Source organism: Desulfocicer vacuolatum DSM 3385 (assembly GCF_900176365.1).
Classification (GTDB): Bacteria; Desulfobacterota; Desulfobacteria; order Desulfobacterales; family Desulfobacteraceae; genus Desulfocicer; species Desulfocicer vacuolatum.
In genome coordinates, this window is sequence record NZ_FWXY01000034.1 from 13,623 (window position 1) to 36,346 (window position 22,724).

Consider the following 22,724-nt stretch of genomic DNA (forward strand, 5'->3'; position numbering starts at 1 on the left):
GGATAAAAACAGGTGGGGGGAAAGCTGTCCTGATTGTAAATTCAGTGCTTGAATAGGAATATCACGTCATTTTTTTTAAAAAGACTTACAAAGAAAAAAGTTGAAAAATTGCTATTATAATGTTCACAAAATGTTTATAAAGCCAGAGTTATAAACACATATTTATAAATCAGTACAAAACCCATTTTTTTTAAACACAAAAACAGATACATTCCAGTAAATTTGATAAGAAAATTATTCTTTTAATATTCAGCCCTTATAACTTTTATTAGCTTATAAACACCCCTTATTATGAATTATTAAAAATATTATTTTATATAAAAGACTTTCCAAACCCAAAATGTATTTTAAGCTTTGTTGTGGGTGGAACCGAATCAGAATACGGTCTGCCCGTGGCAGTTATATGAAATACAAAAAACAAATTAAAAAGGTTCTTCAGACTCATAAACAAAATTATTATGAAAATTCTTCATATTTTAAGCCAAATGCCGGATTTCACAGGTTCGGGAAAAACCCTTCAAGCCATTATTAAACAGGCAGAAATCAAAGGGCATGACAATTTTATGGTTGCCGGGATTCAGAACGATTTTCAACCTGATCCAAACCTGATACATTTAAATCATGCCATTTTTGTCCGCTTTAACGGTATTGATCTTAATTTTCCATTGCCGGGCATGAGCGATGTCATGCCATACAAAAGCACGGTTTTCTCCGGCATGACTTCGGAATCATTGGCACAATACCAAAGGGCATTTAAACATAAAATTGAATTGGCAAAGGAACGATTCAACCCGGATATTATTCATACCCATCATCTCTGGATTGCTTCAAAAATTGCCCGGGAAGTATTTGCAGAACGTCCCGTGGTCACCTCATGCCATGGCACTTGCCTGCGTCAATATTCCCTGTGCCCGGAAATAGGGACGCAAATCACCGGGGCCGTCAAAAAAATGGATAGAATATTCTGCCTGAGCCGTCACCAGAAGAATCAGGTTCAACAAATTCACGGCATTGCGCCTGAAAAAATAAAAATAACCGGTGCAGGGTTTGATCAAAACCTGTTTAACTTTAACGCGAAATCTGACACCAAAAAAAATAAAGGCCCTGTTGAAATCCTTTACGCGGGTAAATTGAGCCGGGCCAAAGGGGTTCCATGGCTGCTGCGTTCCCTTCAGACACTGCCCCATCTTAACTTTCGCCTTCATCTGGCCGGATCGGGAAGTGGCATGGAAAAAGAAGCGTGTCTGGCATTGGCATGGGCCCTGGGAGACCGGGTAATTTTACATGGGGCCCTCTCACATAACGATCTGGCCTGTGTGATGCGAAAAGCCCATCTTTTTGTACTGCCCTCATTTTTTGAGGGATTACCTCTGGTCATTATGGAAGCCCTGGCTTCAGGGTGCCGCATCCTGACCACAGCATTGCCGGGCACAAGAGAAATATTAAAGGATACTCAATCTGATATGGTGGATTTAATAGAACTGCCGGAACTTAAAAATATTGATACTCCCTTTGAGAAGGATATACCCTTACTGGAACAAAGATTGTCCCAGGGCCTTGAAAACAGCATCAAAATAATCCTGTCCAGCAGGCAACCGGATATAAGATGGGCAAAAGATATCACCCATGAATATACATGGGAAAAGGTTTTTTCAAGAATGGAAGATGCGTATCACTGCCACGGGACCGTATTTTGATCTCGGTCTGTAAACAACTAAGCTGGAAATACGCCCTTGAGGAGTATTTCATATAAACGGGCATTTTCTGTGGATCACAACAAATATAAGGTCATAGACGCGGAGCCAAATGGTATTATATCGCCGCCCCCCCCGACGGGCAATGGTCCCGGACCGGAACTGTAGACAGCTCGATTGTCCGGTTCCTATTGCCCATCGGAGGGGCGGCTCTGATGAGGTTGCCCGGAAGTTTTATTTTCTACTAAAAAAAACAACTTAAAACCGATTTTACATTTTAATGGCAATGGCAGCAATATCGTCATGGCACTTAAAACGGGGATATGCCAGACAAAGAGGGTCTGTATCTTCCTTTTGCCGCACCATATCCTTTACCCCGTTAAGGCCCACTGAAAAATATGCCTTTACCAGAGGGGTGTAATCTTTTCGTTTTTCAGGAACCTGTTCAGGGATGAACAGGCCGTCTGTAAACAAAAGAATATCAGTGACCCTGTTTAAAGATTCCGTGCCTTGATTAAAAAAATTTTCTGCCCGGGGATCACCGTTCAGCACTCCATAATCAATGTTCATGCCCAGCCTGACCTTTTTAATCTGGGGGAACAATGCTTTTTTAAGGCCCAACAGGCAGGTATTTGTACTGTCATCGGTTAAACTGTCAACGTTATCCACCCGGGCAGACACCAAGTCCTTCCACAGGGTCAAGGTTTCATAGTCATGGTCCTCCTGATTTGCCAGAACCTTGTGGGAACCATCTTCGTAAATCAAAATAATCACGGCATCGCCGATCTGGACCCATTCCAGACTTTCTTTTTTTACCCGGACCACAGCCGCCGTTGTACTCCAGAGATTTTCTTTTTTGGATATATTGACCCCGTTCTGGAGCATTTTTCCCATAATTTCTCTGTTTGCCTGGCAGGCAAGGTGTGTTAAAGGATAATGATTGCGACTGAAAACAGAACCCGCTGTTTGTGCCGCAATGTTGCCGCCTGTTTTTCCATGAACAAAGGTCTGAGCCGTGAGGCTGGTTGCCCCGTCAAATACTCCGAAGATATTATCCTTCATTACCAGACAATCTTCATTTATGTTTGCCGTTCCTTTTTCAAGTATGCACTGGGTATCCATTTTTCTCCGTTTTCATTCAGATAAAGACATTCAGGAATCGGTCTTAAATAAACTGCCCGTTTTATATATGCCGAAGTGCGAACATTTCGTGCCCATGCCCGCAGGTTATGGGGCGGGCGGAGCCTCCGTCCTTTCAGCTTAAGTTATTTCGGACGCATTCCTTAATCATCTAAAATTATAAAAACGGATCAAAACAAGTCAAAATGATAATTTCTATGGGCTTTTGTATCTAAATTAGAATTATCAATGACCATGAAGAGCCCTTTCTTGAGAGGTGCATCCCCATGTTGCGAGCAAGCCCGATTGTAAATATTTGGCCGGTGCCCCATTTTCACTTAGCTGGGACTGCGTAGCATACTATTACCCAACTAAGCGAAGATGGGGTGCTGCCCGAATATTTACGCCCGATTATTGTTATTATAATGTTTATAAAATGTTTATAAACATAAAGTTATAAACACATTTTCACAAACCAATACAAAACCCACTCGTTGTAAACATCAAATAATATCATTTCAAGCAAATTTAATTAATCCATTATGCTTGTAATATCATGGGTTTATATATTTTATAAGCTTATCAACACGTCTTATTATAAATTATTAAAAAGAATTATTATTTAAAAAAACAGATAAACCGAATAACAGTTGATTTTGCTTTATCCTATATTGTGGATCACAGATCGAACACCATTGAGCATACTGACATTACCACAGCAGACGTATTTGATGAACCGGGCTTCCCTGAGTTTTAACTTTTTGAAAATCTGCCGTTCCGAAATACCTTTTTCCCACAGAAAAACGATATCTCCGTATAAATTTTCAAGAAAATCTAATTTCGTAAGAATATGTTTTTTCCCATTTTTCAAACAAGGATTATGGGCACACAGCACCGTATCAAAATCCATGGCTGCCACTTTTTTCAATGAAGCAATCTGGGTGCCCACATCTTCATCTGATCTAAAAAATTTAATTCTATCCCCCAGATACAGGTCACCTGAAAAAATAATTCCCTGTTCCGGCAAAAAATAGACAGTATGATCTTTTGAATGGCCCGGGGTATGTACCGGCATCATGCAACCAAGGGAGGTATCTATCTTGGCTGCCAGGGCGTTTACCGACACCGGTGTGGTCTTGCCCCAAACATATTTCTGATAGGGCAAAATGTCATAGGGAGTCCTTAATTTTGTCTGGGTCAGGGCATGGCCATACACTGTGGCCCCCTGGGCGCTGTGAATGGCTGCAGCATTTCCGGAATGATCTTCATGGTGATGGGTGAGAAAAATTTGTTTGACCCCATGGGAACCGGCCAGGGCCAGTGCCTCTTTTTTCATATGGGATTGGCCTGTGTCCACCATTGTTTCGCCAAACAAATAGCAATAAACGGTCATCATGGGAGGCCCCGCAAGGGACCATCCCAGCTGAAGGGCTTTGATTCCATGATCAAAATCGTATGTTTTACAAAATCTCATGGTTCCTCTGGCTGTTTTTATCTTTAATGATTTCGGATCGAAAATTTTATAAGTTGAGCGAAATAATTTGCCTTTTGGCCCATCTACTGCATTGCATTAAAGGTCAAATAGGGCTGAGCTATTAAATTTTTAATGCGCCTTGTTGTAGATGAACCACCCGATTTTATAAATTGGTCTGCGTTATTTCTGTTCAAGTTATTTTCATCTGCGATCCTTAGTTTCCAACTGATCCCGTGACCCGGCATCAAACTCAAAATTAAGCATTCTATAAGCATTCCAAGGAAGGGCTCATCAGCTGGACCACCATAAGGTTTTATTACAAAATGATCCACGTTATCAGCAAGCCCATCATAGTTCAGAGTAATTCCCTCTTTTGAAAAGAAAATAGTAATGATATCATGCTCTCATGAAACAATCATTTTAAAAAAATATATATGCTTTTGCAAACAGTCTTGACAGATTCTTGACAAAGCATTCAAAATTATTCGTGTGGCAAGAGATTAACTTGTGGATTAAAATCGCCTTTTCAGGTCGACGTAATTTAAAAGGAGTGGATTTGTTTTGAAAACTTTTCTATTGGCCGCCGTGTCACTGGGTTTATTCACAAACCTTTGGGGAGCCGATCTGGCCGCCGAGCCAGTCGAAATTTATGGTACCTACACCGCCGGCTGCATCTGCAATGCAACTGTCCTTCCAGCACAAGGCCGGGGATATCAGGTAGTTCGCCTCAAACGGCAACGTTATTTCGGTCATCCCACCCTGATCAGTTTGATTGAGGATCTGGGACAACAAGTATTCGCTAATGATTGGGGAATACTATATATCGGGGATTTAAGCCAAAAAACAGGAGGCCCCATGCCCAACGGGCATGCCAGTCACCAAAACGGTTTGGATGCGGATATCATGCTCATGGGAATCGGATTAAAAGGAGATCTGTTCCTCAATGAAACCCAGCGTGAAAAATTCAAACCGCAATCAGTTTTAAACAAAACATTCACAGACCTTGATCTCCGGAAATGGCATCCCCGGCACGGAGAGGTCATCCGAGCGGCAGCAAGCTTTACCCGGGTGGAACGTATTTTTGTCCATCCCCTTATTAAACGTGCCTTGTGTCGACAATTTGCTGGTGAAAAATGGCTGCATAAAATTCGTCCCTGGTGGGGGCATTACCAACATTTTCATATCCGCCTGGCTTGTCCGGGCGACTCACCCCACTGTGTATCCCAGCCTGAACCACCATTGAAAACGGGTTGTGGGGAGGATCTGAATTGGTGGTTTTCTGATGAAGCACAGCAGACTTTCAGAAAAAAAACAAAAGGAAGCAAAACTCCCCAAAAGCCCTCTTTACCGCCACAATGTCTTAAATTATTGGGAATTTAAAAATAGAAAAAGCAGATGTGGGAAAATTTATTTTTATTGTGAACTCTGTGTCTGGAAAGGAATGTTTTTTTAACCTGAAAATGTTCCTATTAACTGTTATTTACATAGTTATGTCCGAGTATAAAGAAGTGATTAATGGGGCTTGGTCATAACGTCGGCCATTTTGTGATAAAATTTTGGCGGTAAAAATTAATGCCTTTAATTACAACCCCTTATAGCTAATAAAATATTATCTCATGTATAGTGACCCAGCTTATGATCAACCCCGATTAATGGAGGGTGTGTCAATGATAAAAATTGTAGAAGTCGGCCCAAGAGATGGATTGCAAAACGAAACCGCAACGGTTCCGGTGGATGCCAAAGTTGCCTTTGTGAATGCTTTGTCCGACACAGGTGTCAGTGAAATAGAGGTCAGCGCATTTGTGTCTTCAAAGATGGTACCCCAGCTCAGGGATGCCGGTACTGTTTTTAAAAATATCCGTCGAAAAAAAGGAATTATTTATTCGGCACTTGTTCCTAACATTAAGGGATTTGATCGTGCAGTTGACGCTGATGTCGAAAAAATATCTGTATTTACAGCTGCCAGTGAAACCTTTAATCAAAAAAACATCAATACCACTGTGGATGGCTCCCTGGATCGCTTTCAACCTGTTGTTAAGCGAGCTGTAAAACAGGGTCTGCCTGTCCGGGGATATATTTCAACTGCATTCTGGTGCCCGTTTGAGGGTAAAATTAACCCTGAGGCCGTTGTGGTACTGACACAGCGCCTGATGGATATGGGTATCAATGAAGTGTCCATTTCAGATACCATTGGCAAGGCAACTCCCGAAGAGGTAAAAAAACTTATGGATGTTTTGCTGGCAAAGGTACCTGTTGAAAATATTGCGGTACATTTCCATGATACCTATGGCAGAGGCATCGCCAATGTTCTTCAATCTGTTTCTTACGGTATCCGGGTGGTCGATGCCAGTGCCGGCGGGCTCGGCGGATGCCCCTTTGCACCCGGGGCCACCGGAAATGTGGCCACAGAAGCTGTTGCACAGGCATTGATCAGGGCCAGCGAAACCGTAAACGTTTCCGTTAAAGGAATTATCAATGCCCGAAGGTGTCTGGACCCATATTTACAGAAACACGACCCGGCCCTTCCAGCACCTGAGTCTCTGGCCTGTTCAACCTGTGAATTTTTTAATAATAAAAAATGCTGTGGCAAAAAGATATCATCGTAGGGGATTGAATTGTTCCCCGGAATTTCGTGAATTCAAGTAATGTGAAACGTGTTGGTGATTTTCTTACAAAGTATGATTAATGTCAAAAATACTATGGCATGAGGGGCAAATAAAAAGCCATTTGGTGATATCATCCTCTTTCTTCAGCATGGTATGAAAGCCATCCGCATAGCCACAAGAGATACAAATTTTAAATTCATCCTCTAATTTTATATTTATGACTTCGTAGTCCATTTCATGCTCCTTTGTTTGGATTTAATATTTATCGCATTGTTTTGCCGCAGGTTCGTTTTTTTCTGATTTTTATGTAAAGATCCATTCTCGTAAGCCACTTCACCAGATTAATGGAGTTGAGCAGGTGAGGCATTTTTATGATGGAAAATATATGCATTATAACGGATTGTTCAAGAGTGGCCCCAAAGTCAAGGCCGTATTAAAGCACTTCTATCTTGTAATCCAGGCCAGAAAAATACTTATCGCTGTTATCATGAAAAAAAACGTATCAATATATGAAATAGATACATCTATTTTTCGAAATGTCATATGTTTCCTTAACCGGGAAGATGCAAAAGCAAATAAAAAAGTGATCACAATGCCCGCCATAAATCCAAATGCATGGGCTGAGACATCGGTATTTTCACCGCCGCTGAACATCCCCACCAGGGCGGCACCCGCCCCCAGGGGAAACAGTGCTGACGGAGAGATATCCATGCGATAACGGGGCGTAATGGTGGTCTGAATTTTATTTTTTATCTGCCATGCCGTTAAAATACCCACCGCTCCCATGACCGCAGTGGACGCACCAATGGAAAGATGGACCTGACGTTGCATAAATGCATTGAGCAGATTACCGGCAGCACCGGAACTGAAGATGAGAAAAAGTCCGCGACCGGGTCCGGCAATACTACAGATCACACTGCCCAGCACCAGCAGGGCAGCACAGTTTCCAACAAGATGTACACCATCGGCATGGAGCAGCAAGGCTGTGATGATCCTGCCATATTGGCCCTGTAGAATATAGAGGGCCGATGTGCCGTGGGTGCGGATTAAGTGCTGATGGTTGTCAAGGTAAAGAGAAATGCCGTGAATGGCACAAAGCAACAGGACAGCCCCAACGGCTGTCAGTTTTCCTTTCCAATTAATGGATGGAAAGGAAGACATTGGTCCGGGGGGAGCTGCCCGTGATCCATCGATATTCCATCCACCCACCGCAATAATGTTGTTCTCGTCGTAGAACCTATTTAGAGCCATCCAGGCACGGTGTTCATCGTTTACATCTATGATTAGATGTATTTTTCCGCCTTTTGTCTGCCATGCCACTTTGATATTCTGGGACATAAGTACCAGGGCTGTGGCATCAGCGGCATCTTTGTCCAGATCGGACAACGCAGTTTCAAGGGAATATTGTTTTTTTAAGTTGAAGCTCATTTCTAAACATTTTTCCAAGCTTTGTTGTGGCAGATCAATATTTACAATTAAGGCCGCCCTGGGAAATGCACTATCATTTTTGCTTCTGGCTTGTCCAGGTCAGGATAATATTTTTTTGTGTTGACAAATTATCTATGAAGGAATAATTAACCCACCTTAATACTATGGTGTATTAAATAATACATATTGGGTTGAATTATTCATGATCAGATTATTCCAAATGGAAGATTATGGTAAAAACTGCTCAGGGAATGGGGTTTCCCTTTAACCGCTTGTAAAGCTGATAACTCCTGGTTGAGATACTTTTCTTTTATGAAAGGTGTCCGGGCAAGGATATCGGGGCAGGCGGTTATATTTACAGGCTGCGTCTCATACGTGGCCTTTTTTATTTCTTTCTGCGGCTGAATCCTTACCGTTTATTATAATTGTTAAAGATGGAAATGCCCTGGATGAGCAACCTTGATGTCTGGTCCGTTCAGGACTTTTTCAGGGAGACGAATTTTAGGTGAATTGTAATAAAATTTGCGGTTGCGGCCTTTCCAGCAGCCGTGTGGAGAAATAATATGTCTTTACGTTGGGATACTTCAGAACACATTGTATTGGGCCGTTTTGTTGTTAAATGGCTATTCATTACCGCAGTCTTGGGAGCTGCTGTGGGCTCTGCTGTGGCATTTTTCTTATGGTTGCTGCATCAAGCCACCGTAATCCGATGGCAATTGCCGTGGCTTGTATATTTTTTACCTTTGGCAGGCATAGCCATTGTTGTTGTGTACGCCAAATGGGGAAAAAATTCGGCAGGCGGTAACAACCTGGTAATGGAACAGATTCATGAACCCGGTGGCGGTATTCCCAAGCGCATGTCTCCATTGGTGTTGTTTGCCACTGTGGCAACGCACTTATTTGGTGGGTCCGCCGGACGCGAGGGGACGGCTGTGCAGATGGGCGGCAGTATTGCGCAGGCACTGGGAGATCTGTTCAAGTTAAATAAACCGGACACCCGTATCTTTTTAACTTGCGGTATTGCTGCCGGTTTTGGCGCTGTATTCGGTACTCCTCTTACCGGAGCTATTTTTGCCCTGGAAGTACTGACCCTTGGTCGTATGCGCTATGAGGCCCTTATTCCCTGTTTAATGGCAAGTATGTTTGGAGATTTGGCTTGCTCAATGTGGGGTATTCATCACACCCATTATTCCATTATCGCAGCAGCATTACATCTGGATGATGCCGTCGCAAAAATTACCCCGCTGATATCGGGCAAGGTTGCGCTTGCTTCGATTTTCTTTGGTTTGGCAGGATATCTATTTGCCGAACTTACCCACACGCTCAGCCACTTATTTACCAAATATGTTCCCACTTACTGGGTGCGTCCCATTATCGGCTCAGCTTTGGTGTTGGGAATTTCCTATCTGCTCGGAACCCGTGACTATCTGGGAATCGGTGTTCTCACAGCGGATGGAACCGGTGCCTCCATCGTTAACGCCTTCAAGGGTGATGGTATTACCGCATGGAGCTGGTTTTGGAAATTGTTGCTTACTGCCATTACGCTAAGCAGTGGCTTTAAGGGAGGTGAAGTCACTCCGCTCTTTTTTGTGGGAGCAACGCTTGGTGCTGCGTTGGCAAGTTTGTTTGGTCTTCCTGTTGATTTAATGGCGGGACTTGGGTTTATTGGTGTTTTTGCCGGTGCCACAAATACTCCGCTGGCGTGCACCATTATGGGTGTGGAATTGTTTGGTGCGCAATGCTTGCCATATTTTTCCATTACTTGTTTCTTTGCCTATCTTTTCAGCGGACATTCCGGCATTTATCTTTCCCAAAAAATGGAATCTGCCAAATGCCAAGATATCAAGTGTTCTTATAGTTCACTCCGTGCGGCACGAGAAAACAAACGTCCCTTGCATCTGATTTTTCAGCGCAGAAATGGATGCAAATAATTAAAATACACTCATTATCAATACCTTCGCCAATTTTTAGAATGTGCTTTGATCTGAAATTTATGACTTAATATATAGTGTGTTTGTTATTTAACAAGCACACTATATGGCTGAAAAACTGATCAGAAATATAATTGGCGAAGGTATTAATTATTAAAACCTTTTCCAAATTCAAAACAGATATGAAATTTGACAATGTATTACCTGGAAGGGAAATAGAAAATATTACAAATATTATGTGAATATAAAAATGTTCATAATATGTTTATAAAAATAGAGTTATAAACATATTTTTTATGGCTCCTGTCCACTCTGTACTGCAAGCCTTGTTGACCATGACACGATTTATCATTAAGATGCTTCAGGTAAAAAAAATAAAATTAAATCACTCAAAATTAAGTGTTGCGGGAGACTGAATAAAAATGGCGTTACCTGTGGTTATCGGCATAAGTGGTGCAAGTGGCGTCATATACGGTATTGAGACCCTTAAAGCCTTATGCCGGATGGGTATGGAAACACATCTTATTTTGAGCCATGCCGGGAAAACAAATATTGAAATTGAAACGAATTATTCGGTACAACAGGTAAGAAAAATGGCCACCATTGTTTATGAACCCGAAGATATGACAGCAGCCGTGGCCAGTGGCTCTTTTCTTACCCGGGGAATGCTGGTGGCACCCTGTACCATTAAAACCCTATCTGCCATTGCAAATTCATATAACAGCAATCTTCTTGTGCGTGCGGCGGACGTTACATTAAAGGAAAAAAGACCTCTGGTACTCATGGTGCGTGAAACCCCTTTACACAAAGGGCATCTGGATCTCATGTCCCGGGCAGCAGATTTGGGAGCCATTATTTTACCCCCTGTGCCGGCATTTTATCATCAACCGGAAAACATTGAAGACTTGATCCGTCAAAGCGTCGGTAAGGCCTTTGACTTACTGAAAATTGAACATAATCTATTTCGCAGGTGGGGGGCATGATGTTATAACATTTTGCGGTATAATATCATTTGGCTCCGCGTCTACGACCCTATATTGGTTGTGTCCCACAGGAGGTGTCCGTTATAATGAAAAAAAAGATAATCATAGCCTGCCACGAGTGTGATCTTTTACATCGCATTGAATCCCTTCCTGAAGGATCCACAGCACTTTGCCGTCGCTGCCATGCTGTTTTATTGAGCCATAAAAAAGACAGTCTGAATAGAAGTCTTGCCCTTAACATTACAGCTTTAATTCTTTTTTTTATATCCAATGCATACCCCCTTATTGAAATAAAAACAGAAGGTATTTGCCGGGCAACCACATTAATGGGCGGGGTAAGAAACTTATACGATCAAGGTTTCTGGGAAATTGCATTGCTTGTTTTGTTCACAGCAATACTGTTTCCCGGCTTTGAAATCCTGTCAAGGCTCTATCTGCTTTTGCCGTTAAAGTTTTATAAAAAACCGTGGCATATGTCGCTGATTATTAAATTTATACAAAAAATAAAACCCTGGGGAATGATGGATGTTTTTATGCTGGGGATATTGGTTTCTGTGATTAAACTGGTTAAAATGGTGAGCGTTATTCCCGGTCCCTCACTTTATTCGTTTTTTGCCCTTATCTTTGTGGTGACCGGGGCTGCATCTGCCATGGATTTTCATTCCATATGGGAAAAAGCATGAGCATGCCCGGATCACCTGAACAATTAACAGCCAGGCAAGCAGGCATGATAAGCTGCCACAACTGTCATCTGGTTTGTCATATATCCCCATTGAACAATCCTTCTGCCATGGCATGTCCCCGGTGCGGCAGCCGGATACACCGGAGAAAACCCAACAGCATCTCCCGGACATGGGCACTTGTTATCACCGCGCTTATCTTGTATATTCCAGCCAATGTGCTGCCCATATCCATCAGTACCACCATGGGAAACAGCCATGAAGATACCATCATAAGCGGGGTTATTTATTTCATTGAATCCGGATCATGGCCCATTGGTTTGATTATCTTCACAGCCAGCATTTTTGTTCCGGTATTGAAAATACTTGTTTTGATTTATTTACTTATTTCTGTGCAGAAAAAATCATCCAGACGTCCCCTGGATAAAACCCGCCTTTATCGCATGGTTGAAGCTGTGGGGCGGTGGTCCATGGTGGATATCTTTGTAATCACCATTATTGCGGCATTAATAAAACTTGGGGTATTGGTAGATTTTAAAACAGGACCGGCAGCGGTTTATTTTGGAGCGGTTGTTGTGGTCACCATTTTTGCCGCCATGAGTTTTGACCCAAGACTGATATGGGATAACATCAAGGAATATCATGAATGAGCAAAGCATTACTCCCCCGGATACAAGTATACCTGAACCGTTAATCCGCAAGAAAAATCATTTTTCCATGATATGGATTCTGCCCCTGATTGCAGCTGTCATTGGCGGATGGCTGGTATATAAATCCATATGGGAAAAAGGTCCTGTTATTTCCATTATATTTGATAATGCCGAAGGCCTGGAAGCAGGGAAAACAAAGATAAAATATAAAAATGTTGTCATTGGCCAGGTGGAATCCATCAAACTGGATGCAGATTTAGGCCATGTGATTGTCATGGCACAAATGGATAAGGATACCGAGTCTTACTTAACTGAAAAGACAAGATTCTGGGTGGTGCGTGCCCGGTTAAAGGCCGGACAGATATCCGGTCTGGGAACCTTGTTTGCCGGTGCTTATATTGCCGTTGATCCGGTGCATAACGGTATGCCGTCAAGCACGTTCAAAGGATTGGATACTCCCCCGGTGGTAACCATGAATAAACCGGGCGGTCATTTCATTCTAAAGGCTGAAAGACTGGGCTCTCTGGATATTGGCTCCCCTGTTTTTTATAGACAAATTCAAGTGGGACAAGTGGAAGGATATTTGATGGATGATGACGGAAAACATCTTTCCATAAAAATATTCATTGATGCCCCCCACCATCGGTACATTAAAAAAAATACACGATTCTGGAACGCCAGCGGCCTTGATGTTTCCATTAATGCCAATGGCCTCACCATTGATACCCAGTCCATGGTCAGTTTGATAATCGGAGGAATTGCCTTTGATAATCTCATGGATTCAAGAAATAATCCTGTGGCTGAAAACAATGATATATTCACTCTTTTTGATAGCCATGGCGATGCCATGAAAAAAGACATCATGAAAAAATATCAATGGCTTCTGGTGTTTAAAGGCTCTGTCAGGGGTCTTACCAAAGGGGCTCCGGTGGAATTCAGGGGTATTCATGTGGGGGAGGTCCTGGATATTGACACCGTCTTTAAATTAAATTCCGGGGAAATTTTAATATCTGTTCTCATTGAAACACAGCTTCATCAATTTTTGCCGGATAACACCACCTTTGATGATGCAAAAATGAAAAAATTATTTAATACGCTTGTGGCAAAAGGATTCAGAGCCCAACTCAAACCCGGTAATATTTTAACCGGTCAACTTTTTGTTAATCTTGATTTTCATCCCAGGGAACCGGAGCAAAAGATTATTTGGGAGGGGAAAACGCCCCAGTTACCCACCATACCGGCAACGCTGGAGGAAGCATTTGCGGTTTTTAATAAATTGCTCAATCGCATGGGTAAAATACCCTTTGAAGAGATGGCACACGATCTTCGCATGGTGGTTAAGAATTTAAATAGAACCGTTAAACAGGGCGATATTGTATTAAAACAGATAAACCGGACAGTCACTCCGGAGCTTGGTTTAACCTTGAAGCAGGTTCAAACAACCTTGAAACAGGCAAAAAAATCCCTGGCTGCAGTGGAACATCTTGTGGGTTCAGACTCTGCCTTGAATCAGGATGCAAGAAATGCGTTAAACGAACTTGCCGCAGCCGCACAATCAATGAGGATGTTGACGGATTATCTGGAACGTCATCCCGATGCTTTAATTTATGGAAAGGGCGATAAAAAATGAAAAAAAAATTCATGCACATACGCTTAGTGGTATTTATATTGCTTTTTTGTATAAATGCCATGGGTTGTCAGGGTAAAACCCCGTCGGTTTCATTTTATGCGCTGACACCCATTGCCGTTCCCCAAAATACGTCCGGGGGGCAAGGGAGACTTGAAAATGTCAGTATCGGCATTGGTCCCATACATTTTCCCCGAACACTTCAACGTCCCCAGATCGTCACCCGGCCATCGGCAAACAGGCTGGATTTATCGGAATTTCATCGATGGGGAGGGGATTTAAAACAGGATTTTTTAAATGTACTGGTTCAAAATATATCAATAATTACCGGATCAAATCAAATTTTTAAATATCCCTGGTCCCCTTCCTTTAAACCCAGATACAGAGTGACTCTGGATGTTATTCAGTTTGACGGGCGCCTGGGAGATACTGTTTTGTTGAACAGTATATGGGAGATAAAACAAGGGGAACCGGGAAATGAAAAAAGCGAAATTAAAAGATCTATCATTGAACAACCCATATCAGGGGAAGATTACAACGCCCTGGTTAAGGCGAAAAGTGATGCATTAAAAACTTTAAGTGTTAAGATTACCGATAAAATAACCGTCATGGACGGAACTTAATAAAGATTGAGTCTTATCTCCTGCGAAAATTTCGGATAATATTGACACAATCCGGGGCTCATATTAAAAGTGTATTATACTTTTTTCTGGATCATGGATTGTTTTGTAAAACAACCCTCTGAAAGATCATCACCATGTATCTTGCCTTTTTATGTTTTAAATTTCATGGTTCGGAAAAATTCATCTATTATTTTATAAAACAGGAGACATTCCATGAAAAAAATCACAGCCCTTTTACTCTCCCTGATGATGATGTGCTGTTTTGCAGCCACAGGATTCGCCAAAAAGATCACCGTGGCCACAGACACTAATTTTCCGCCCTTTGAGTTTAAAGATCCTAAAACCGGCGAACACACCGGTTTTGATGTGGAACTTTGGGATGCCATTGCCAAAGAAGTGGGCATTGAATATGACCTTCAACCCATGGATTTCAACGGTATTATCCCGGGATTGCAGTCCGGGCAGATAGATGTGGGCATCGCCGGCATGGGTATTAAACCTGAACGGGCCAAAGTCATTGATTTTTCTGAACCATATTACAAAGCCGGGCTTCTCCTTCTGGTGAAATCCTCCACCAATGACATTGCCGGTATTGAAGATCTGGAAGGTAAACTGGTTGCCACAAAACTTGGCACCACCAGCGAATCTTTTCTGAAAGAGAATGCAAAGGCAAAGGAAATAAAGCTTTATCCCAACAATGATGCCATGTTTATGGAATTGATGATGGGTGGGGTGGATGCCGTGATGTTTGACTCTCCGGTTATTGCCCATTACATGCGTGAAGTGGGTAAAGAAAAAGTTAAGGTTGTGGGGCCCCTTTATGGTTTGGACGCAGCCACAGGCTCTTTTTATGGTATTGGTTTTCCCAAGGGAAGTCCCCTTGTAATCAAGGTAAATGCGGCTTTGAAAAGCCTGAAAGAGAGCGGTGCCTACCGAGATCTTTATATAAAATGGTTTAATACTGAACCCAAATAGTACTCGGGGTGTCAGGATTTTTTAATCTTTTCGGATGGAATTCCATCTGATTTCTCCAATTTTTCTCCTGGGCAGTTGTCATCAACTGCCCAGATTTTTTTTCATAAGAGCGTGTTTAAAAATCAGGGAATCAAACTGAGATTTCATGAAAGAGAGAACCTATTTTCCAAATTTTTTGTTAATAGCCGAACTATTAATCGATAATTTAGGAAATTGGGCCGTTCCCATGAGATTGCAGCTGATTCATCTATTTGAAAACAGGTTTTAAGGAGGCAACGTGGAATTTCAGTTTGACTGGCCTGTTTTTTTTGAAACCATTCCCATGCTCATGCGGGGATTAAAGTTTACCATTATCATCACCCTTGGCGGGCTTGGTGCCGGGTTTTTGCTTGGTGCCTTTTTTGGATTGATGAAACTTGCCCGACATGCCATCCCAAGAACCCTTGCCATTATATACATTGAAGCCATTCGGGGTACCCCCATGCTGGTTCAGGCCATGTTTCTCTATTATGGTCTGCCCATGGCGCTGGGCCTGAGAATTCCCCCCCTCACCGCCGGTATCATTATTATTGCTGTTAATTCCGGTGCCTACATTGCCGAAATTGTCCGGGGATCGGTGCAGTCCATAGATCCGGGACAGGCTGAAGCCGGTCGTTCCATTGGTTTAACCCGGGGTAAAACAATGCTGTACATCATATGGCCCCAGGCATTTAAACGCATGATTCCCCCCCTGGGTAATCAATTTATCATCAGTCTCAAGGACACCTCTCTTTTGATGGTCATTGGTGTGGGGGAACTGTTGCGCACCGGCCAGGAAATTGTGGCGGTAAGTTATAAAGCCTTTGAAGTGTATCTTGCTGTGGCCGTGGTCTATCTGGTTATGACATTGTCCATTGCCAGGGGGCTTCGCATACTGGAAAATCATCTTGAAATGAAAACAAAACGCTAACGCCGGGGAAATATACCACATGGAAATGATTAAAATTATCAATCTTCATAAAAGTTATGACCAGCTGGAGGTGATCAAGGGAATTGATCTTGAAATAAAATCCGGTGAGGTGGTCTGTATTATTGGTCCGTCCGGCTCTGGAAAATCCACGGTACTTCGTTGTATCAATCGTCTGGAAACCCCCACATCCGGTCATATTATCGTGGATGGAAAAGACATTATGGCTCCTGAAACAGATATTAACCATGTTCGCACCGAAGCTGGAATGGTATTCCAGCAGTTCAACCTCTTTCCCCATATGACGGTGCTGGATAATGTGACCCTGGGGCCCATTAAAGTTAGAAACATGGGCAAAACCGATGCCGAGGAACTGGGACACTCTTTATTGAAAAAAGTGGGACTGGCAGATAAAGCGAAAAATTATCCGGAACAGCTCTCCGGAGGACAGAAACAACGGGTGGCCATTGCCCGCTCTTTGTCTTTGAAACCCAAGGTCATTCTTTTTGACGAACCCACATCCGCCCTGGACCCGGAACTTGTGGGTGAAGTACTGGAAGTCATGAAACAGCTGGCAGCAGAGGGCATGACCATGGTGGTGGTCACCCATGAAATGGGGTTTGCCAGGGATGTGGCTGACCGGGTTATTTTCATTGACCAGGGCATTATTCAGGAAGATAATTGTCCTGAACAGTTTTTTTCCAGTCCTAAGAATAAGCGACTGCAGGATTTTCTGGGGAAGGTGGCAGAACATTGAAGTTGGCTTCTTAACCACGCCAAAATGAAAAAAAATATTTAGTAAATTTTGATTTTACCTGGAGGCACTCCATGGCATTTCCGATATTGAGAGAACCGTTTAACGCCCTTTCCCACATGGCAGGGGCCATTGCTTCCATCGCAGGACTTACCCTGCTGGTGGTATTTGCAGCAATCAAGGCTGATGTGTGGCATGTTGTTTCTTTTTCTATTTTTGGGGCCACACTTGTTTTGATGTACACTTCAAGCACTCTTTACCATGGATTGCGATTGTCTCAAAAGGGCATTGCCATCATGCGCAAAATTGATCATATCACTATTTTCATGCTCATCGCCGGTACCTACACTCCTTTTTGCCTTGTGCCCCTGAGGGGGCCCTGGGGATGGAGTCTTTTGATCACTGCCTGGACCATTGCCCTGGCCGGTATCTTTTTAAAACTGTTCTGCTTTAATGTCCCCCGATGGATATCCACCGCCATATATTTGATCATGGGGTGGATTTTTGTGGTGGCGGTGTATCCCCTTGTTATGGCCTTGAACCTGTCATCTTTGATCTGGCTTGGGCTTGGAGGCTTATTTTATAGCGGTGGCGCCTTAATATATGGTCTGAAACGCCCAAATCCCCGGCCTGACACTTTTGGATTTCACGGAATCTGGCATTTATTTGTTTTGTCCGGCAGTTTTTGCCATTTCTGGGCGGTTTTTTGTTTTTTTAAATAACTGCCACGGGCAGACCTTATTCTGATCCGGTTCTGCCCACAACAAAACTTGAAATACATCCCTGATTTGCGGAGTATTTCATATAAACTCAACTTTCGGGCTTCATTTCAAAGCCAGCATTTTTAAATGTACCGATGGGCTCAGTGTGCCGACGGGGTCAGGCTTTTGTTATTGGTGTTATCGACCAAGGCCTTTGCCAACGAAAAAAGCCTCGATAATGTCAATAACGAAAGCCTGACCCCACCACGAAATTGAATCTTTTATCAAAGAAATTCAAAGGCGTAAAATAACATCATGGTCATATTACAGTCAAAGCTTCAGACACCCAAGCGGTACAATACCCTTCACCGGGAACGATTGGTTGAACGCTTTGTAAATATTAATAAATACAAACTCATTGCAGTGACTGCCGGGGCAGGGTATGGAAAAACCACCCTTGTAATAGATGCCATGGAGGCCCTGGATGTTATTTCCATATGGTATTTACTGGACAGACAGGATAATGATTTCTTTGTGTTTATTTCTTATCTGTATGCTGCTGTCCAACATCATTTTTCCGATTCCACAGAAAATAATAGCCCCAATACCATTCCCAAAAAAAAATTGCAAAAACATACGGATACTCTTATTGAATGGCTTGCTTTTCTGGAAAAAAGGGTAAAGCATGATTGTGTCCTTATTTTGGATGATTATCATTTGGTCCAGGATAATTCTAAAATCAACCATGCCGTTGAGTTTATTATTGACCGCCTTCCGGATCATATTCAGATGGTAATCATTGGTCGAAGGCGTTTACCCCTTCGATTGTCATCACTTTGCGCAAAAGAACAGCTTATTGAAATCGGCGAAAAAAATCTTTCTTTTACAAGCAGTGAAATTAAACGCTTTTTTTCAGGTACGCTTTTACAGACGGACTCTTATATAGAGGATATTTGTTCAAGTACCGGTGGTTGGGCCGCCAGTCTGGTTCTTTTACGTTATACATTTCATAAAAAAACACCTGAAGCCATAACCAACTGTCTTGAATTATTTAAACAGACACCCCGGTATATTTTTTCTTACCTGGAAGAAAATATTTTTGATCCCCAGCCGGAGCGTATTAAAAATTTTATGATGAAAGCCGCCCTTCTGGACAGAATTGACATCCACACCTGCCGCAAATTTTTTAATGTTAATGATGCCGGAAGCATAATAAAAAAAATGATTGCAGATCATTTAATGATCTTTCCGGTGGATGAATCAGAAACAATTTTCTATTTACATCATCTGTTCAAAGAATTTTTAATATCCCAGCTTAAAAAAACGTTTTCAGAATCAGAAATTCATCATCTGCATTGCACAATTGCCAGGGAGGTGGAAAATGAGGATGTATTTCAAGCCATGGACCATTTTATCGAAGGCAATGCTTTTAATGAAGCCATTCGCCTGATTGAAAGCCATGAAATGGAATTTTTATTGGAGGGAAAGACAATTTTCTTGGAAAGGTGTCTGAAGAAAATACCCCCATCAATCATTGAACAAAATCCGCAGTTATTGCTGGCCCAGGCTAAACTGCTTACCTATTTCGGCAATCCTGGAAAAGCCGTTGAAATACTTATCCGGGCACATCAGCTGTTTAACAGACAGGCATCCAAACAAGACATGGTAAAATGTCTGATTGAGCTGGGTTCTCAATATTATTTTACAGGATACGTTAAAGAGGCTAAACTTTTGATGGAACAGGTGATTGATCAAGTGGAGAAACCCTCCACAACATATAGCATCGCCATGACCTATCTCACTTTTTTATCATCTGTTCTGGGGGAATTTGAAACAGCAAAAAAATATTACAAAATATTTTTTGAAGTAATAGAGCAATTGCCTGATTTAGAACGAAAAATATCCCGTGCGTTGATTAATACCTCCCATACTTATACGCTTTATATCAACGGAAATTTTGAACAGGCACAGCTGGAAAATAAAAAATTGCTTAAATCTGTGCTGGCCCTAAATATTGATCCTTGTTTACCCCTTGTTTATTATCAACTCAGTGCTACCTGTTTCTTTTTGGGAACATTTAATGAAGGTATTGCCTTTGCCAGAAAAGGGATTGAAACCTGTGAAAAAATATCTCTTTCAGATAGCCGGAAGGGTTGGAATTTTCTTGCCTGGGCACAGAACTGCATGGGGCTTGGTAAACTGGATCAGGCCATTGAGTTAATTGATAACAGTATTGAACTGTTTGAAGATCCGGGTAATCGCTGGGGTATGGCCAATGCCTGGGAATGTTTGTGCCAGGTTTATATGATCCAGGGAAAAATCCAATCCGCCCGGCAGATATTAAACAGGGCCATGGAGATCATAGATGGCTACGGGCTGATTTTGACCGAAGGTATACTTGGAAACAGCCATGCCGCTCTTTTGATGATTGAGCAAAAATTTTCACAGGCTTTGGCCTGCCTGAAAAATGCCGGGGAAAAACTTGACGGAGCAACTTTTCATCGCTTTAATAATCATCTGTTGACCGCGAACGTTTACATTAAAATGGGCAACTCCAGTGAGGCAATTACACAATTGTCCTGTGCGTTGTTATTATCTGAGGCCAACCGCTATGAACAATTTGTTAAAAAAGAAATAAAATGGTTGCTCCCTTTTTTGAAGGATATTTTACCTCAAAATACAATTTTTAGAGATAAAATAGGTTGTTATGTAAAAACGCTTTTTGAAAAAGAATTGGAAAAAGAGCCACCACAACTCAAAATCACCTTGTTGGGTAAATTCAATGTGACCATGGACGATCAAAAACTTCCTTTATCCAGATGGAAAAGTTCAAAAGCATTGATGATTTTTAAATATCTTGCAGCCAACAGGCACAAGGGGTTTATCCCCCGGGAAGTACTAATTGAACTACTCTGGCCGGAGGAAGATATACAAAAAACCGGCAGCCGTTTCAATGTGGCCATGAGTTCATTGAGAAAAACATTGGAACCACAACTCTCACCCAAATCAGCATCTGCTTACATTGAACGCAAAAAAGATCAATACCGCCTTTGTCAGGGGGCAAGAATCTGCATTGATACCGAGGATTTTTCAAATACAATTCTGGCTGTTAAGACGAAAAAAGATACCCCTCATAAAAAGCTTGGAACCCTGTTATCCGCTCAATCGTTATATCAAGGGGCTTTTCTTGAAGAAAATCCTTATGAAGAGTGGTGCATTGTAAAAAGAGAATGGTTTACTGCCGGATATTTGAAGATACTTTGGGAAATTGTTTCCCTTTATCAAAGGGAAAAACAAATTGAAAAGGCCATTTTTTTTACCAGAAAAATTTTAGCCACAGAACCTTTTGATGAAAACGCATATAAGCAATTGATGAGCTTTTATGCCCAATCAGGTCGTCTGTCTAAAACTCAAGAAATCTACCTTATTTATAAAAAAATGGCGGCTCAGATGGATTGCCCTGTTCGTTCCGACATTACAAAATTATATTGCAAATTGTTTCAAAAAAGTAATTCAATTTAATATTTTTGCCAATTTTGTTTTAACTCAACTTTCGGTGTTCGCATTTCGTGGTGGGGTCAGGCTTTCGTTATTGATATTATCGAGGCTTTTTTCGTTGGCAAAGGCCTTGGTCGATAACATCAATAACAAAAGCCTGACCCCGTCGGCATGACCCCGTCGGCACACTGCCCTCATCGGTACATTTAAAAATGCCGGCTTTGAAATGAAGCCCGAAAGTTGAGGTTTTAATCTATACTGCATTGTATATATAGATATTTGGAGGGTATTAGATTAGAGCACATTATTTTGAAATTCTAATTTTAAATTGACTTTAAATTTTGAGGAAATGTTGAATTTAGTCAAAATTTAGTGCCATGTCATATATTTCCCCTGATTTGTTATGGTTTATGTGAGATTTTAGTCGTTTTTATTTTTTTTCTAAAACAATAGAAACAGGGGAAAATGTAATATGCTTGAATTTGCACTGAAGGGAAACAAAAATTATTGGATTTGGATTGTCAGCTTGTTGGCTATAATAGCCACAGGAGCATTTTACTATTCGGAGCCAGTGATGTCCGGTTAGGTTTTTGCATGCTTAAAAAAGAATATAAAACACTTGATTTATTAAAAAATAAGAGCTACCTAAGCATTGCTTTTGTCTTGTTGTAATTGATTCTATAACAAGGAGAAGTTAATGCCCATAACCCAATGCAAAAAACAAAAGATCAAATTTGATGCTGAATCCTTTATACAATATCTGCTACCTCTACAAAAAATTCTGCTCACTACCCCTGCGCTTAATTCAAGGGGGTATCGGCCATTGAAAATGACGTTTGAAGACCAACTCAATGCTTTATTATTCTATCACCTTCAAGAGCATGAGTCTGCAAGAGATCTTGTCCAGTGCATGAAAGAAGATGATTTTGCCAAAAATAACATAGCGCCTGATGGTGGTATCAGTCTCAGCAGTTTTTGTGAAGCCATTAATGATCGAGGACTCGAACAACTTCAATATGTCTTTGAGGAACTTTG

18 protein-coding genes, 1 pseudogene and 1 riboswitch are annotated in these 22,724 nt (G+C 41.8%); of the genes and pseudogenes, 15 read left to right on the forward strand and 4 right to left on the reverse strand.

Features of this window, described 5'->3' with window-relative positions:
- Positions 1 to 458 precede the first annotated feature (458 nt).
- Positions 459 to 1,697 (forward strand): glycosyltransferase family 4 protein, encoded by a 1,239-nt coding sequence (locus B9A32_RS19385; RefSeq protein WP_084071622.1) that lies wholly within the window; start codon positions 459 to 461, stop codon positions 1,695 to 1,697.
- A gap of 267 nt (positions 1,698 to 1,964) precedes the next feature.
- Here B9A32_RS19385 and B9A32_RS19390 read toward each other — a convergent pair whose 3' ends face one another.
- Together B9A32_RS19390 and B9A32_RS19395 are read right to left on the reverse strand one after the other, a co-directional pair.
- The gene (locus tag B9A32_RS19390) at positions 1,965 to 2,816 is read right to left on the reverse strand and encodes a protein phosphatase 2C domain-containing protein (RefSeq protein WP_084071623.1); all 852 of its coding nucleotides are present in this window, start codon (positions 2,814 to 2,816) and stop codon (positions 1,965 to 1,967) included.
- A gap of 658 nt (positions 2,817 to 3,474) precedes the next feature.
- A complete protein-coding gene (locus tag B9A32_RS19395) occupies positions 3,475 to 4,287 on the reverse strand; it encodes an MBL fold metallo-hydrolase (protein ID WP_084071624.1) in 813 nt (270 codons plus the stop codon).
- A gap of 585 nt (positions 4,288 to 4,872) precedes the next feature.
- Between B9A32_RS19395 and mepA the strand changes: the two genes are divergently transcribed.
- Both mepA and B9A32_RS19405 read left to right on the forward strand, forming a co-directional pair.
- Complete coding sequence (mepA, locus tag B9A32_RS19400) at positions 4,873 to 5,667, forward strand: penicillin-insensitive murein endopeptidase (RefSeq protein ID WP_232367244.1); 795 nt, start codon at positions 4,873 to 4,875, stop codon at positions 5,665 to 5,667.
- A gap of 287 nt (positions 5,668 to 5,954) precedes the next feature.
- Positions 5,955 to 6,893, forward strand: a complete 939-nt coding sequence (locus B9A32_RS19405; protein WP_084071626.1) for a hydroxymethylglutaryl-CoA lyase — start codon at positions 5,955 to 5,957, stop codon at positions 6,891 to 6,893.
- A 63-nt stretch (positions 6,894 to 6,956) separates the two neighbouring features.
- Here B9A32_RS19405 and B9A32_RS21435 read toward each other — a convergent pair whose 3' ends face one another.
- Both B9A32_RS21435 and B9A32_RS19410 read right to left on the reverse strand, forming a co-directional pair.
- Positions 6,957 to 7,127, reverse strand: a complete 171-nt coding sequence (locus B9A32_RS21435) for a hypothetical protein (RefSeq protein WP_170923915.1) — start codon at positions 7,125 to 7,127, stop codon at positions 6,957 to 6,959.
- A 210-nt stretch (positions 7,128 to 7,337) separates the two neighbouring features.
- Positions 7,338 to 8,321: a rhomboid family intramembrane serine protease gene (locus B9A32_RS19410; RefSeq protein ID WP_084071627.1), complete on the reverse strand. Its 984-nt coding sequence runs from the start codon at positions 8,319 to 8,321 to the stop codon at positions 7,338 to 7,340.
- 238 nt (positions 8,322 to 8,559) lie between these two features.
- Positions 8,560 to 8,621, forward strand: a riboswitch (Fluoride riboswitch).
- Positions 8,622 to 8,884: 263 nt separating this feature from the next.
- On the opposite strand from B9A32_RS19410, the gene B9A32_RS19415 reads away from it, so the two are divergent.
- The 12 genes and pseudogenes from B9A32_RS19415 to B9A32_RS21200 form a co-directional block, all read left to right on the forward strand.
- Positions 8,885 to 10,252 (forward strand): voltage-gated chloride channel family protein, encoded by a 1,368-nt coding sequence (locus B9A32_RS19415; RefSeq protein ID WP_084071628.1) that lies wholly within the window; start codon positions 8,885 to 8,887, stop codon positions 10,250 to 10,252.
- Between the two features lie 422 nt (positions 10,253 to 10,674).
- Positions 10,675 to 11,235, forward strand: a complete 561-nt coding sequence (locus B9A32_RS19420) for a UbiX family flavin prenyltransferase (RefSeq protein ID WP_084071629.1) — start codon at positions 10,675 to 10,677, stop codon at positions 11,233 to 11,235.
- A gap of 86 nt (positions 11,236 to 11,321) precedes the next feature.
- Positions 11,322 to 11,918, forward strand: a complete 597-nt coding sequence (locus B9A32_RS19425; protein WP_084071630.1) for a paraquat-inducible protein A — start codon at positions 11,322 to 11,324, stop codon at positions 11,916 to 11,918.
- On the forward strand, positions 11,915 to 12,565 hold the full coding sequence (locus tag B9A32_RS19430) for a paraquat-inducible protein A (protein ID WP_084071636.1): 651 nt from the start codon (positions 11,915 to 11,917) through the stop codon (positions 12,563 to 12,565). Before B9A32_RS19425 ends, B9A32_RS19430 begins: the two co-directional genes overlap by 4 nt.
- A complete protein-coding gene (locus tag B9A32_RS19435; RefSeq protein WP_084071631.1) occupies positions 12,558 to 14,195 on the forward strand; it encodes a PqiB family protein in 1,638 nt (545 codons plus the stop codon). Before B9A32_RS19430 ends, B9A32_RS19435 begins: the two co-directional genes overlap by 8 nt.
- An 11-nt stretch (positions 14,196 to 14,206) precedes the next feature.
- Entirely contained in the window at positions 14,207 to 14,815 is a 609-nt protein-coding gene (locus B9A32_RS19440; RefSeq protein WP_212638029.1) for a PqiC family protein, read from the forward strand.
- A gap of 213 nt (positions 14,816 to 15,028) precedes the next feature.
- Positions 15,029 to 15,790 (forward strand): transporter substrate-binding domain-containing protein, encoded by a 762-nt coding sequence (locus tag B9A32_RS19445; protein WP_084071633.1) that lies wholly within the window; start codon positions 15,029 to 15,031, stop codon positions 15,788 to 15,790.
- A 277-nt stretch (positions 15,791 to 16,067) separates the two neighbouring features.
- Positions 16,068 to 16,739 carry an amino acid ABC transporter permease gene (locus B9A32_RS19450; protein ID WP_139795899.1) on the forward strand — a complete coding sequence of 224 codons (672 nt, stop codon included), beginning with the start codon at positions 16,068 to 16,070 and terminating at the stop codon, positions 16,737 to 16,739.
- A gap of 25 nt (positions 16,740 to 16,764) precedes the next feature.
- Positions 16,765 to 17,493, forward strand: a complete 729-nt coding sequence (locus B9A32_RS19455; protein ID WP_084071638.1) for an amino acid ABC transporter ATP-binding protein — start codon at positions 16,765 to 16,767, stop codon at positions 17,491 to 17,493.
- Positions 17,494 to 17,564: 71 nt separating this feature from the next.
- Positions 17,565 to 18,212 (forward strand): PAQR family membrane homeostasis protein TrhA, encoded by a 648-nt coding sequence (gene trhA, locus B9A32_RS19460; protein WP_084071634.1) that lies wholly within the window; start codon positions 17,565 to 17,567, stop codon positions 18,210 to 18,212.
- Between the two features lie 294 nt (positions 18,213 to 18,506).
- Positions 18,507 to 21,713 (forward strand): winged helix-turn-helix domain-containing protein, encoded by a 3,207-nt coding sequence (locus B9A32_RS19465; RefSeq protein WP_084071635.1) that lies wholly within the window; start codon positions 18,507 to 18,509, stop codon positions 21,711 to 21,713.
- A 673-nt stretch (positions 21,714 to 22,386) separates the two neighbouring features.
- A pseudogene (locus B9A32_RS21200) lies at positions 22,387 to 22,724 on the forward strand (IS4 family transposase); the annotation flags it as partial.